The following is a 12823-nucleotide window of genomic DNA, read 5'->3' as shown; positions in this document are numbered from 1 at the left end:
AAGGATAATAGTAATCCTATACAATAATAGGATGACCACAGGAACCCAATCCGAGAATAGGATGCTATAAATTTGATAATAGTGTGAAAAGATGGGAGTAGAGAAATATCATAAAATATTAGATTCCTCCGCATTCATAGGAGGGTACACACCATCCGATGAAAAAAATTATACAATACCGGAGGTTACGGAAGAACTAAAAGACCTGAAATCTAGGATATTTCTCGAAAAATCCCTAGAGGAGGGCAACCTCAAAATAATCAACCCAAAAAGAGAATATATTGAAAAGACTGAGAAGCTCGCTGAAAAATCCGGTGACATCCTAAGATTGTCAAATACTGACAAGAAGATCATAGCATTAACACTACAATTAAAAAACGAAAAAAGGAAAGTGATGATGATCACAGACGATTACTCCATCCAGAACATCATGAAAATATTAAAGGTGCCATTTAAGGCTGTCATAACAGAGGGGATAAATGAAATATACCAATGGGAAAAAATCTGTATAGGATGCAAAAAAAGATACCCCCCAGAATATCCTTTGACAGAATGTGAAATCTGCGGCTCCAGGATAATAAAAAAGAAAAGGAAATGATAGCCTATGAAAATCGGTGTAGTAGTCCACGGTCCACATATTGTAGACTCAGGATATGCTCTTAAAATAATAAAATTCCTCGAAGAATATGGGAAGGTAAAGGCACTCCTCGGGGGTACAATGGGGAGAACAGCAGTCTACGACGCCCACCTAGAAAACCTAATTGACATCTCCAAGAAGAGACTACCAAGCCAATCAGTAGACAAACTCGCAAAGGAAGGCCATGACGTAATCTTCCTATTAAATTATGGTAAATCAAGGGTCACAGGCCACGGATTCGGCTACAAAGTCTTCATGAAAACAAAAACAAAACCGAAACTTATACAAATCGAAAGACCTGGTGAAAAAGACGGTACGGTAATCCCATGGCACGAGTCAACCAGAAGATTTGCAAAGGAGATCGCAGACAGACTAGGCCTCCAACTAGTCGAACCAGAAGAGATAATAGAAGAGATACCTAGAGATGAACATTATAGGCCATCTGATAAGCGAGTGTACAGGAGACTGGTTGGGGTGTCCAAGGGTGAGAATATCTTCGTAAATGGTATTGTCATCGGCAAAGCAACATCAGACAATGTCATATTAGTCGCCGAGGATGGTATAATAAAGGAGATCATCGGCGGCCAGTTAAAAGAACATGGAGTTGAAAAACTGGGGCCGGTAGATTTGAAAGAGGCCATAGTCAAAACTGGACTCCTCAGAAGATCTGATAGGATCAAACCAAGGAAAGTGGAAACAAGAAAACCCAAAGAGAAATTTAAGGTAGCATTCCTGGATCATGCTGCGGAGGACATCTACGCCTTGAAAGATTCGGATTTAGTTGTGACGATAGGGGATGATACAAGCCTCGTAGCAGCTGACATACTCTATAGGTTTGATGTGCCCATTATCGGGATCACAGACGGGGACATTGACAAGGTGGTGGAGAAGGGCTTCAAAACAAGGGGGTCCATGATAATAGAATCTGAGAAGGGATGGGATGATATAATAGGTCGCAGGATCTTCGAGGAAATTTTTAAGAAAAGGCGTAGAATTGAAATAGAGGATATGGAAAATTTTAAAAAGAAGATACTAGAGATCATAAATAATATGAATGTGAACTACCTTATAAAAGAAATAAAATAATGCAAGGTTTTGAGGTGGGCAATTGGACATAGATTCAATTATAGAATCCGTGAAAAATTATGAGGGAGTAACACGTAAAAAACCCATAAGAGAGGTTGTATCATTACTCAATGAAGTTGACAGGGTATCAGGTAAAACATATATTAGTTTTGGGGATGACGCATCTGCAATACGCCTCGGGGACGGTAAACTACTTTTAATAGCAGCCGATGGTATATGGGGGAGGCTGATGGAAGCAGACCCATACTGGGCAGGGTACTGTTCAGTACTAGTTAATGTCAATGACATTGCGGCGATGGGGGGCAAGCCTATTGGAATGGTTAACGTACTATCAGTAAAGGACAAAGAAACCTGCAGAAAGGTTATGGAAGGTGTAAGAAAGGGCGTGGAGAAATTTGGAGTACCCATGGTGGGCGGTCACGTGCACCCGGACACCCCCTATAATGCCCTAGACGTTTCAATAACGGGCCTAGTTTCGGAGGATGCTATCATAACAAGCTGTGATGCGAAACCAGGGGATAAGATAATAATAGGTATAGATTTGGATGGTAGACAACATCCAAGCTTTCCCCTCAACTGGGACACCACGAGCCACAAGGAACCGGAACTTGTAAGGGCCCAGATAAAAATCATGGAAGAAATCGCATCAAAAAGATTATTAACAGCTGGTAAGGATATAAGCAACCCTGGGACGCTAGGAACTCTTGGAATGCTCCTGGAAGCGTCAAATGTTGGTGCAACCGTCGAATTAGAGAAGATCCCCAAGAAGAAGGGCATTAAATGGGAGGATTGGCTGCGATTATACCCAGGCGCCGGTTTCGTTCTCACAGCAAAACAGGAGAACGTAAAGGAATGTATAAGCTTATTAGAATCAGTTAACATAACCTCAACCGTCGCCGGGGAGATAATAGACGAAAAAAAGCTCTACATAACCTTCGATGATGAGAAAAGGACACTATTCGACTTTGAAAAGGACATTATAATGGGTATAAAAGAAGAAACCCAAAAAAGTGGGGGAGAATAAGTTGCTTATTAAAATCAACGACCAAGAAGTTGAACTACCAGAAGGCTCCACAGTAAAAGATGCTATAAAAGCCGCAAAAGCCCCCTACATAAAAGGTTCGGTCATAAGCGTCATAAAAGGAAAAGAAGAATTTGAAAAACACATCAACAAATACAGGATCAAAACAACAGCAGGAAGCATCATAATCGAAATACTAGAAGATGAAAAAGTCAAACCACTCATAAAAGCCTGGAGAGAAAATTACAAAAAATTCAAAGGCCAAAGGATAAGATGGACAACACCAGATGAAGTGGCCATAGGCCCCATCAAAACAAGCCTAGAACCCACACACCAAGAACACCAATATAATAAAAACGAGGTAATATTAAGCCTTTCAGGGTTCAGCCCAGAATCTACACACGTGATATTCAGCAAAGATGAACACTCCAGCATATATGGGGTTCCACCATACAACAGGGGGGTTTTTGCGAAGATAACAGGTGGCAGAAGAACAGTATTATCTCTCACAGAAGATGACTACATCGAAGAAGTCGAACCTGTAATAGAACGTAGAAGTATAGTGAAAAGTGCTGCCGTAACAGACCTTGACACCATACTAGAAGATGGAAACCAAGTATTCACTTATGTCAAGGTAAAACCCACAGATGATTCCCCAGAATCTGTTGAGCACTTCTTCTCACTACTAGAGGATGGTAAAGTCAGAGTAGACTACGAGTCAAATTCGTTCATAGGATTATATGCGTTGGAGGGTATCAGGAAGAGCGTGGAGCGCATAGAACAGAGGAAAAGGGGGACAGTAACCCTCAGGAACAGGGGGCGAGGGGCAGGGCGCGTATACATCTACAGGGAAGACCGGGTTTCAACACCATCACACAACCTAATAGGAACAGTCCAGAATGGGATGGAACTAGTGGATATAGCAAGACAAGGAGACCAGATAACAATAGAATGCGAACCAGGCCGTATAATGACAGTTAACATGACGCAGAAAGAAGCGGAAAAATACCTCCAAGAACATGGCATAGAACAGATAAGAGATGGCCTAAAAGACGATAAAGCCATCATAGTAAGGCAAGACCCCAAATATACAATGGACATCCTAAAGGAGAAAAAGGTTAAAACATTCGGCGTCGAAGAAGACAAAATCCTAGAAATAGAAATGGATGAAAAAGCACCACGCTCAATATGGTACTTCAAAAAGATCTCAGGACTCATAGACTCGCCCATAGGATCAATGGAAGTCCACTTCGCATTCCCGGGCATGAAAGTAGTGATGTTCAAAGGCGAGAAAAGCGAAGCCAAGGGCATAATACCAGAAAACACGCCAACAGGATGCGTCAAAGCAGGGGAACTAGGAGTGACCAACATGTCACGCCACCACGTGGGCTTGATCGGAGTAAGACTCGAAGACAACGACGAATTCGGCCCAACAGGCGAACCATTCAACGCCACAAACATAATAGGGAGGATAACAAAGGGCCTGGAAAATGTTGAAAAATTTAAAGAAGGAGACACGGTCTATGTTAGAGAAAAAAAGCCAGGATGAATCCACAAGGATGGTAATATTAGGGCCGAATGCAAACCTAAGCCCGGCCGAACTCGTCCACAAGATCCACATGATGGGCCTGCCCCTCACAATAAAATCCACATGTTATGGTGCGCTAATCCACGGAGAAAAGGAACTCGTGGAAAGGGCTGCCAGGGAGATAAGGGAATTCGACCCAAACAACATCTTCTTAAAGGAGAGGGGATTCCCACCAGGAGACCCTAGAAGGTGCAGGGCACATAGGGGCGGTGCCAGGGAGGGCTTCCACCAACTCGAAAAGGAATTCAAACTCTTAGGATATGTGAGTGAAGCCCTCTCCAAACCGCAGAAGGTAAGCCTCCATGAGAAAAAAAGAATAGACGTTGACACCTTCAAGAAGATAGCCAAGAAACTAATGAGGGTTTAAAATGGAGATAACCCCATCATCAACCGGGAAGGAACTCGAAGAACTCGCAACCTGCATACACGAACTCGTAGGACGACTACCCCTCACAATAAGGAGCAGAGAAAAAAAAGGCCTCAGAATAGAAGAAGGCAAAGTATTAGACTACAATTACACGGGACCAGTACTTGAGAAGGTCTTAAAAACAGGGAAAACTGCAAGGGAAATCCCAGAAACGGGACCATACAAGGGCACTCCAGTCATAGTAGTCCCACTCAAAGAAAAGGGGGAGATTATAGGGGCTATAGGCATCGTGGACATAACAAAGGGCATATTCACAGACATCAGGGAGATTTCAAGAAGACCCACCCCCACAAGGGAAAGGAGGATTAAACATTGAAAATAGCAATATTCCCACCAAACTCTCTCATATTAGCGGATCTCGTGGAGAGAAAAGGCCACGAACCCCTCATACTACAAAAGGAGATAAGGAGAAAGGTGACAGACCCTGAGATCGACTCGCCACCATTCAACATAACACAAGAAGACCCCCTAAAGGGGCTTAAATATGCGGCGATAGAAGTCCCATCAGGGGTCAGGGGGCGGATGTCAATATTCGGTCCCCTAATCGAGGAGGCTGACGCTGCCATAATCATGGAGGACGCCCCATTCGGTTTCGGTTGCATGGGATGCTCGAGGACCAATGAACTCTGTGTATATTACTTAAGACAAAAAAGGATACCCATACTAGAATTAAAGTATCCTAGGAGTCGTGAAGAGACAATAGAAGTAGTTAATAAGATAAACACATTCCTGGATGAATTGGAGGCTGAAAATGGTTAAGATAGCCCAAATATCATGTGGTACAGAATACAGTGGCGTTCAAAAGGAGATAGAAAGGGCGGCTGAGACCTTCGGAGCCGAGATAGTCATCCCAGAAACGGACCTGGATTATATAGATGAGGCTTATAAAAAATTCGGCTTTGAATGTGCAAGTTCGGGTATAAAACTCATGATAGCAAGGGCGATGTCAGTCGTGGAGGGGAGAACAGACGCCGATGCCGTGTTCATAGCAACATGTTTCAGATGTGCTGAAGGAGCCCTGGTAAGGAACGAGATAAGAAGATTCATCCAACAAAACACGAGACTGCCAGTCGTAACCTACTCATTCACGGAAAGAACCAAAGCGGATGAATTATTCATTAGAATGGAGGCGCTCTCAACCATAGTATCTAGAAAGAGCATGCTAGCAAGGGAAAAACAGGAAGGACTCACATTAGGGATAGACTCGGGTTCAACAACAACCAAGGTAGTGCTAATGGAAGACAATGAAATCATAGGCACAGGATGGATACCCACAACAGACGTTATAAGCTCCGCGGAAGAAGGCATAAAAGAAGCCTTCAAGGAAACAGATTACAAAATAGGGGACATCGATGGCATGGGAGTCACAGGATACGGGAGACTCACAATAGGAAGACGCTTCAACGCAGACCTAATACAAGAAGAATTAAGTGTGAACTCCAAAGGCGCGGTATTCCTGGCAAACCACCAAAAGGGTGAGGCAACAGTTATAGACATAGGGGGAATGGACAACAAGGTCATAACAGTACACGACAGCATACCAGACAACTTCACGATGGGTGGAATCTGCGCGGGAGCCTCAGGAAGATTCCTCGAGATAACAGCGAGAAGACTGGGAGTAGACATCACCGAGTTAGGTTCCCTCGCAATAGAGGGAGACTATCACAACGCGCCACTGGACAGTTACTGCATAGTATTCGGAATACAAGACCTTGTAACAGCACTAGCAGCTGGAAGCACCCGCGAGGATGTTGCAGCAGCAGCATGCCACTCAGTAGCAGAACAAGTCTACGAACAACAACTCCAGGAAATAGACGTGAGAGAACCCGTAATACAAGTAGGTGGAACATCACTCATCGAAGGACTGGTAGAGGCCATGAGCGACATCCTAGGAGGCATAGACATAATAGTACCGGAAAACTCCCAATACATAGGGGCAGTTGGAGCCGCCCTACTCGTATCAGGCATGGCCAAAACAGGAAAAGGGGAAAGGGGATGAAAGTAGAATGCTATGATCGTGAAGGCGCCGAAGCATATGAACTAGTAGTAAAACAAGTGCTCCAGGAGTTGCAGCTTGGGAGGGCGGTAGAGGATCTGCGAATATTCGCAGACCCCCGCGAGCCGGTCTTCATAATCGTGGTCAAATTTGCCAGGGCAGCATCACCAATTTACCTGGAGGATATGGCGATACCAGAATATGACGAAGAGGGCAAACTCCACCTACGCATAACAGATGAAACATACTTACCCCAGTTACTCGAAAAACTCTGGAGACTAGAAGGAAGAGAAAAAATACAACAACCAACAAGATTCGAGATAATAATCGAAGATCCCACAGTCAAACTAGAAGGTTTAATGGTCCACGACCCCCAAGAGACCCTCAAAAAGAAAATATATGATGCAATCTTCAGGATAATACCGGAAGGCTTCCGCGTCATAAGGGACATCTCAGAGGATAATATAATAGCAATGGTATGCACCGACGAAATACTCCAGGAAGAATGGATAAAAAAAGCATATAAGATGACCAGGGAGATAAGGAGTTGAATAGGATGGTTATACCACGCCAGACAAGATTCGCACACATAACAAAGGCCCACCCATGCTTTAATGAGAAAATCCACGACAAGGTGGGGAGAATACACCTACCCATCGCACCTAAATGTAACATACACTGCAGGTTCTGCACCAGGGAGATAAGCGAATGCGAAATGCGCCCCGGGGTAACCGCGAGGGTTATGAGCGTAGAAGATGCTATAAAACACGTTGAAAAGGTCACGGGGGAGATGCCAATATCAGTAATAGGCGTCGCCGGTCCGGGTGATGCACTGGCCAACGAAGAAACCTTCGAATTCTTTAAACGAGCCAATGAGAAATTCCCAGACCTCATAAAGTGCATGAGTACTAACGGCCTCCTACTCCCCAAAAAGGCGGATGAACTGGCCAAACTCGGCGTGAAGACAATAACAGTCACAGTAAATGCAATAGACCCTGAAATAGGCGAAAAGATATACTCACATGTCATCTACAAGGGAAAAGTTTACAAGGGGAAAGAAGCCTTCAAGATACTCTCTAAAAACCAACTTGAGGGCATAGAAAAAGCCGCTAAAAAGGGTATCATAGTCAAGGTCAACACTGTACTCATACCAGGATTAAATGACAATCACATCACTGATATAGCCCGTGAAGTTAAAAAGAGGGGAGCATCCCTAATGAACATAATACCCCTAATACCCCTAGGTGAGATGAAAGATTATCCAAGACCAACATGTGCACAGATAGAAAAAGCAAGGGCCGAGGTGGAGAAGATACTACCAGTCTTCAGGGCTTGTATGCAATGTCGTGCAGACGCCTATGGGATACCAGGTGAAAAGGACAAACACTTGGACATCACACCAGCAAGCCACTACTAGCTGTGGGGGGTGATCCTGCCTTGAAGACCATTAAATGGGAAGAAGACCGCCTACTATTAATAGACCAGCGAAAACTACCAGACAAGCTTGAATACTTCGAATGTAAAGACTACAAGGATGTTATATTCGCAATAAAGAATATGGTTGTGAGGGGAGCCCCTGCTATAGGAGTGGCAGCAGCCTTTGCAGTTGCACTAGCAGACCTTGCCAATGAAGATATTAAAAAGGCCGCCGAGGAGATTAAGAGTTCACGACCAACAGCCATAAACTTGCAATGGGCGGTTGAAAGAACACTATCCTCTGATTCCCCACTAGAAGAAGCCCTGAGGATATACAGGGAGGATATGGAGACTACAAGGGCCATCGGAGAGCACGGGGCTAGCATAGTTGAGGATGGGGATACTATCCTCACACATTGTAATGCTGGGGCCCTTGCATGTGTAGATTATGGGACGGCCCTTGGGGTTATAAGGGCAGCCCATAGTATGGGTAAACGTGTGAAGGTGGTTTGTGATGAGACAAGGCCACTGGGTCAGGGGGCCCGTTTAAGCGTTTGGGAGCTTCAAATGGAGAGGATCCCTGTAAAGCTTATAGTGGATGGTGCGGCTGGTTACCTTATGCAACAGGGCAAAATTGATAAGGTTATAATTGGGGCTGATAGGATTGCTAGGGGTGGTGTTGTTAATAAGATAGGCTCTTTGATGGTTGCATTAGCCGCTGAGAGGTTTGGGGTGCCATTTTATGTGGCGGCCCCTAGGAGCACCTTTGATGAGGAGAATAGTATCTATGATACTGTTATTGAGGAGAGGGGCTCTGATGAGGTTTTATATTATGGAGGTTGTAGGATAGCCCCGAAGGGCACGGAGGTTGTTAACCCGGCTTTTGATATTGTACCCTCTGATCTTATAACTGCCATAATCACTGAGGATGGTGTGATAGACCCTATTTAGGTTTTCTGGATTTTTGCGTCGATTGCGATCTGCCAAATCCCGGGACTTTTTGATTTGACGATCCTTTTGTTGAGTATTTTCACTTTGAATGGCTTTGAGGCTTCTAGTAGATGTTCTGTTGGGGTTTTGAAGTCTCTTGCAAATTCGTAGTAGTGTATTATCCCATCGTCTTTTATTAGTTTTATTGCTAGGTCTAGGAATTCCTTGGCGCTTGCTGGGAGGTTCATTATGATCCTGTCAAACTTTTCGGGGATTTTCTGTGCAACTTTTCTTATGTCTCCGTGACATGGTATGATCTCATGGGCCTTGTTTAATCTGATATTCTCTTTTAGGTATTTTATGGCTGTGGGGTTGATATCAACTGCATAGATTTTGGAGGCTTTTTTGTGTCTTGCGATGGCGAGGGAGAATGGTCCGACACCCGCGAACATGTCGAGGATTATTTCTCCTTTTTTTACTTGTTTTGCGATTCTTTCTCTTTCATTCGCGAGCCTGGGGTTGAAGTAGACTTTTTTTATGTCTAGTTTTATCCTTGTGGAATATTCGACGTGGATGGTCTCGGTTGAGTTTTCACCTGCAAGATGTTCGAATTCCCTTATACGTTTGACGCCTTTGACTTTGCTTTTTTTCCGGAATACTCCACGTTTTTTCGTGAATTTTAAGAGGGCCTCCCCTATTGTGTGTTTGTGTTCTTCTAGTTCTTCTGGGATCTCTAAGATTATGATGTCTCCTATGATGTCGAATGATCTTCTTATATCCTTGAGGAGCCTATCCTCTATTTTATCCTTTAGGATCTCTTTAAAGTCTCTTGGACGCTTCTCTTTCTCCTGGAATTCTGTTTCAACGATTGAAGCATCCTCATGGATCTTCTTAGGATCTACAGGCTCCTTTAATGGTATGAAAACGGATCTTTGGTCTCTATTAATCCTATAATTGGAATCTATGAGAGAATCCTTGATAAGTCTTCTTATTATGGTATCAGCGTCCCTTTTAGGAACCCTCAGGGCCTTCAAAATAATTAACCTCCCCATTTTAAATCTTTCGGCGGGAACTCCCCCTATGGGGGGATGAAAGTCGAAAAAACATTTTACAGTGATACATGGGATATGTTTTCTAGTATCATTTTGGTTCACCCTTTGATATATCTATGTGTGGGGAGCGAGGAAGTGCTCGATGGCAAGTTTCGAAATCAAAGAGACGACCTCCACAAACTCTCAAAAATTCTACATCAAAAACTATAATACTATCCGCGTTGAAAACCTAAACATATGGTTAGGAACCGTCGTCTTGCCAAAGGGATACTGGATGCCTCATGGGGAAAATTCCTCCAACATGCTCGTCTACAAGGCTGAAAGAGCCAGCAGACAACTCGTAAAAGTGAACCCAAAGGGCACAAGCAAAGGACTATCCTACAATGACCCATACCAAGATTATATATCTGCTAATAGGATACTCGACTCGGGGCTGGGACAACCCCCAAGCCCACGAAAAACCCCCTACTCAGCATCCCTACCTTAGCTGGGCAAGTCTCATCATTGAAACAGGAAACCCCCAATGGGGGGTAGTTCATATCTTACTAATATAGGATTATAAACTATTGGGGGGCAGATCCCACATGCTCTATATTATAGGCCTAGGACTCTATGATGAAAATGACATTTCAATCAAGGGCATGAAAACACTGAAAGTATGTGATAGGATATTCGCAGAATTCTACACAGCAAAACTAAAAGACCAGAGCCTGTCAACAATAAGAGAAGAAACAGGGAAGGATATTCAGATCATCGGAAGGAAGGAGATAGAGGAGGAGATGACACCATTAGAATACGCCCAGGGAGAAGATGTGGCATTACTAGTCCCTGGGGATCCGCTAGTTGCCACAACACACTCCACTCTCATATTAGAGGCCCGGAGAAAAAACATTAAAACGAGGATAATACACTCTTCATCCATTTTCTCAGCAGCCCCGGGCCTTGCAGGTTTACAAGTATACAAGTTCGGTAAAACAACAACAATACCATTCCCGGAAGAAAACTATTTCCCACACTCACCATACCTCACAATCAAGGATAACCTTGAATATGATGCCCACACACTAATATTACTAGATATAAAAGCTGAAGAAAACAAGTATATGAGCGCAAACGAGGGCCTTGAATACCTATTAAGGGTTGAAGAAGAGAGGGGAGATGATATAATCGGCTTAGATTCGCTTGCTGTTGTGTTGGCAAGGGTGGGATCATCCAATCCACTTATAAGAGCTGACAGGATAAAAAAGCTCAGATTAGAGGATTTTGGGGGGCCATTACATTGTCTGATCATCCCATCCAAGTTGCACTTCCTCGAGGCAGAATACTTGGTAGAGATCGGGGGAGCACCACCAGAAATACTTGAGGGTGAGAGATGAGACACCACGATGCCGGTAAAACAACACGGGACATACTAAATGCAAGAAATGTTATAAAGGCCTTGAAGGTTAGAGATGGGATGATACTAGTTGATGCGGGTTGTGGTGACGGTTTCATATCCATCGAAGCTTCAAAGGCTATTGGCAGTGGTAGAATTTATGCCATTGACATCTATGAGGAATCCATCAACATCTTAAAGAGGACCATAAAAGAGGAGAACATAGGAAATATCAGGGCGATACTCGGGGATATAACAAGGAAACTCCCAATCCCAGAGTCCACAGTAGATATATATCTCATGGCTAACGTACTACACGGTCTAGTAGCTAACAAGAGGGTTAAACCGGTCATGGAAGAAATAAGGAGGGTGCTGAAACCTGATGGTAAACTGGCCATTGTAGAGTTCAAGAAGGAGAGTAGGGTGGGGCCTCATCCTTCTTTAAGATTGGATCCTCGTGAAACCTCTGATATTATAAAAGTTTATGGTTTTTACACGGTAAGGGTGGAGGATGTTGGACCCTACCATTATATCCTGGTGGCTAGGATGTTAGTATAATCGTGTATACCTTTGGAGGTATTCTTGGAATTCGTCATCTAGTATGCGTAGGGCTGTCATGTTGGCTGGTGATGTGGCTGCTTTCTCTTCTACAAGGTTCCTTAGGGTTCCCATTTTTATATGCTCTTTCACTTCTCTTATAACAAAATCAAGGGTTCCCTTATTGTAGTTGGAGAGTTCGCTCTCATTTAATTTATATATTTTGTATTTGTCTATCTTGTATGAGTGGTTGGGTGTCATTAGAATATTAAGGTAACTGTAGAATTTGCATATTGCATCTGTGAAAAGATCGACACCCATATAAACTAGTATGGGTATGAATGATGCCTCGGAGTATGGGAAACATAATAGGGTGTCTGGTTTTATATTTTCACGGATTTTAACGGTTAATCTTACAAGGTCTGCGGGTTTTGTGAGTAATTCATCCCCATTTGCTATTATAAGCTTTTTAAAGCCCAGACTTTCTAGTTCCATGGCACATTTAACCCTTAAATCCAAGTATTTAGCGCCGTGGATAACAGCATATTCTCTTTTTGAAGATTTGGCATTTTTTATTGTTTCTTTCACGCTCCATCTGGCTATTTCAATGGGCACGTTATAGGGGGTGGGCTGATCCTGTGCAAACTCAATTGTTTTATAGTCTATGATTGCGGGTGTTTCCATCCCATCTATCATACCTAGGCGGGCTGGTCCATCATGGAGTTTTATCTCAAACTTTTTCATCTTCTCACCCAAGG

The 12823-nt window shown here is 43.5% G+C and carries 16 protein-coding genes; 14 read left to right on the top strand and 2 right to left on the bottom strand.

The annotated features are described in order from the left end of the window. Positions 1-91 precede the first annotated feature (91 nt). The 11 genes from MTTB_RS06130 to mtnA are packed head-to-tail and all read left to right on the top strand — an operon-like array spanning position 92 to position 9122. Positions 92-598 carry an NOB1 family endonuclease gene (locus MTTB_RS06130; RefSeq protein WP_248564136.1) on the top strand — a complete coding sequence of 169 codons (507 nt, stop codon included), beginning with the start codon at positions 92-94 and terminating at the stop codon, positions 596-598. Positions 599-604: 6 nt separating this feature from the next. Then, on the top strand, positions 605-1723 hold the full coding sequence (locus MTTB_RS06125; RefSeq protein ID WP_248564135.1) for a DUF2117 domain-containing protein: 1119 nt from the start codon (positions 605-607) through the stop codon (positions 1721-1723). A gap of 22 nt (positions 1724-1745) precedes the next feature. Further along, the gene (locus MTTB_RS06120; protein WP_248564134.1) at positions 1746-2747 is read left to right on the top strand and encodes a methanogenesis marker 2 protein; all 1002 of its coding nucleotides are present in this window, start codon (positions 1746-1748) and stop codon (positions 2745-2747) included. Position 2748: 1 nt separating this feature from the next. After that, positions 2749-4293 carry a methyl-coenzyme M reductase-associated protein Mmp3 gene (mmp3, locus tag MTTB_RS06115; RefSeq protein WP_248564133.1) on the top strand — a complete coding sequence of 515 codons (1545 nt, stop codon included), beginning with the start codon at positions 2749-2751 and terminating at the stop codon, positions 4291-4293. Next, positions 4235-4699, top strand: a complete 465-nt coding sequence (locus MTTB_RS06110) for a methanogenesis marker 6 protein (protein WP_428343362.1) — start codon at positions 4235-4237, stop codon at positions 4697-4699. Before mmp3 ends, MTTB_RS06110 begins: the two co-directional genes overlap by 59 nt. A gap of 1 nt (position 4700) precedes the next feature. Continuing rightward, entirely contained in the window at positions 4701-5075 is a 375-nt protein-coding gene (locus MTTB_RS06105) for a DUF2111 domain-containing protein (RefSeq protein WP_248564131.1), read from the top strand. Further along, positions 5072-5518 carry a methanogenesis marker 5 protein gene (locus MTTB_RS06100; RefSeq protein WP_248564130.1) on the top strand — a complete coding sequence of 149 codons (447 nt, stop codon included), beginning with the start codon at positions 5072-5074 and terminating at the stop codon, positions 5516-5518. Before MTTB_RS06105 ends, MTTB_RS06100 begins: the two co-directional genes overlap by 4 nt. Continuing rightward, a complete protein-coding gene (locus MTTB_RS06095; protein WP_248564129.1) occupies positions 5511-6758 on the top strand; it encodes a methanogenesis marker 15 protein in 1248 nt (415 codons plus the stop codon). Before MTTB_RS06100 ends, MTTB_RS06095 begins: the two co-directional genes overlap by 8 nt. Then, positions 6755-7306, top strand: coding sequence for a methanogenesis marker 17 protein (locus tag MTTB_RS06090; protein WP_248564128.1), 552 nt, complete (start codon positions 6755-6757; stop codon positions 7304-7306). Before MTTB_RS06095 ends, MTTB_RS06090 begins: the two co-directional genes overlap by 4 nt. Positions 7307-7311: 5 nt before the next feature. Continuing rightward, a complete protein-coding gene (nifB, locus tag MTTB_RS06085) occupies positions 7312-8172 on the top strand; it encodes a radical SAM protein (RefSeq protein WP_248565300.1) in 861 nt (286 codons plus the stop codon). A gap of 20 nt (positions 8173-8192) precedes the next feature. Continuing rightward, positions 8193-9122: an S-methyl-5-thioribose-1-phosphate isomerase gene (mtnA, locus tag MTTB_RS06080; RefSeq protein WP_248564127.1), complete on the top strand. Its 930-nt coding sequence runs from the start codon at positions 8193-8195 to the stop codon at positions 9120-9122. Here mtnA and MTTB_RS06075 read toward each other — a convergent pair. After that, positions 9119-10135 (bottom strand): class I SAM-dependent methyltransferase, encoded by a 1017-nt coding sequence (locus MTTB_RS06075; RefSeq protein ID WP_248564126.1) that lies wholly within the window; start codon positions 10133-10135, stop codon positions 9119-9121. The two genes, mtnA and MTTB_RS06075, sit on opposite strands and share 4 nt — an antisense overlap. A gap of 160 nt (positions 10136-10295) precedes the next feature. On the opposite strand from MTTB_RS06075, the gene MTTB_RS06070 reads away from it, so the two are divergent. From MTTB_RS06070 to MTTB_RS06060, 3 genes are all read left to right on the top strand, one after another. Continuing rightward, positions 10296-10640, top strand: a complete 345-nt coding sequence (locus MTTB_RS06070; RefSeq protein WP_248564125.1) for a transposase — start codon at positions 10296-10298, stop codon at positions 10638-10640. A gap of 97 nt (positions 10641-10737) precedes the next feature. Further along, positions 10738-11529, top strand: coding sequence for a diphthine synthase (gene dph5 / locus MTTB_RS06065; protein ID WP_248564124.1), 792 nt, complete (start codon positions 10738-10740; stop codon positions 11527-11529). After that, a complete protein-coding gene (locus MTTB_RS06060) occupies positions 11526-12086 on the top strand; it encodes a class I SAM-dependent methyltransferase (RefSeq protein ID WP_248564123.1) in 561 nt (186 codons plus the stop codon). Before dph5 ends, MTTB_RS06060 begins: the two co-directional genes overlap by 4 nt. Here MTTB_RS06060 and MTTB_RS06055 read toward each other — a convergent pair. Then, a complete protein-coding gene (locus MTTB_RS06055) occupies positions 12078-12809 on the bottom strand; it encodes an archaeosine tRNA-ribosyltransferase (RefSeq protein ID WP_248564122.1) in 732 nt (243 codons plus the stop codon). The genes MTTB_RS06060 and MTTB_RS06055 overlap by 9 nt on opposite strands. Positions 12810-12823 lie beyond the last annotated feature (14 nt).

The organism is Methanothermobacter tenebrarum (genome assembly GCF_023167465.1).
In the GTDB taxonomy this organism is placed as follows: Archaea; Methanobacteriota; Methanobacteria; order Methanobacteriales; family DSM-23052; genus Methanothermobacter_A; species Methanothermobacter_A tenebrarum.
This window is presented reverse-complemented; position numbering and strand designations above follow the sequence as displayed.

Coding starts and splice junctions, on each gene's coding strand:
- MTTB_RS06110 (WP_428343362.1), top strand. CDS start 4,235: ATGTTGAAAAATTTAAAGAAGGAGACACGGTCTATGTTAGAGAAAAAA.
- nifB (WP_248565300.1), top strand. CDS start 7,312: ATGGTTATACCACGCCAGACAAGATTCGCACACATAACAAAGGCCCAC.
- dph5 (WP_248564124.1), top strand. CDS start 10,738: ATGCTCTATATTATAGGCCTAGGACTCTATGATGAAAATGACATTTCA.
- MTTB_RS06090 (WP_248564128.1), top strand. CDS start 6,755: ATGAAAGTAGAATGCTATGATCGTGAAGGCGCCGAAGCATATGAACTA.
- MTTB_RS06055 (WP_248564122.1), bottom strand. CDS start 12,809: ATGAAAAAGTTTGAGATAAAACTCCATGATGGACCAGCCCGCCTAGGT.
- MTTB_RS06070 (WP_248564125.1), top strand. CDS start 10,296: ATGGCAAGTTTCGAAATCAAAGAGACGACCTCCACAAACTCTCAAAAA.
- MTTB_RS06095 (WP_248564129.1), top strand. CDS start 5,511: ATGGTTAAGATAGCCCAAATATCATGTGGTACAGAATACAGTGGCGTT.
- MTTB_RS06130 (WP_248564136.1), top strand. CDS start 92: ATGGGAGTAGAGAAATATCATAAAATATTAGATTCCTCCGCATTCATA.
- MTTB_RS06125 (WP_248564135.1), top strand. CDS start 605: ATGAAAATCGGTGTAGTAGTCCACGGTCCACATATTGTAGACTCAGGA.
- MTTB_RS06060 (WP_248564123.1), top strand. CDS start 11,526: ATGAGACACCACGATGCCGGTAAAACAACACGGGACATACTAAATGCA.
- MTTB_RS06105 (WP_248564131.1), top strand. CDS start 4,701: ATGGAGATAACCCCATCATCAACCGGGAAGGAACTCGAAGAACTCGCA.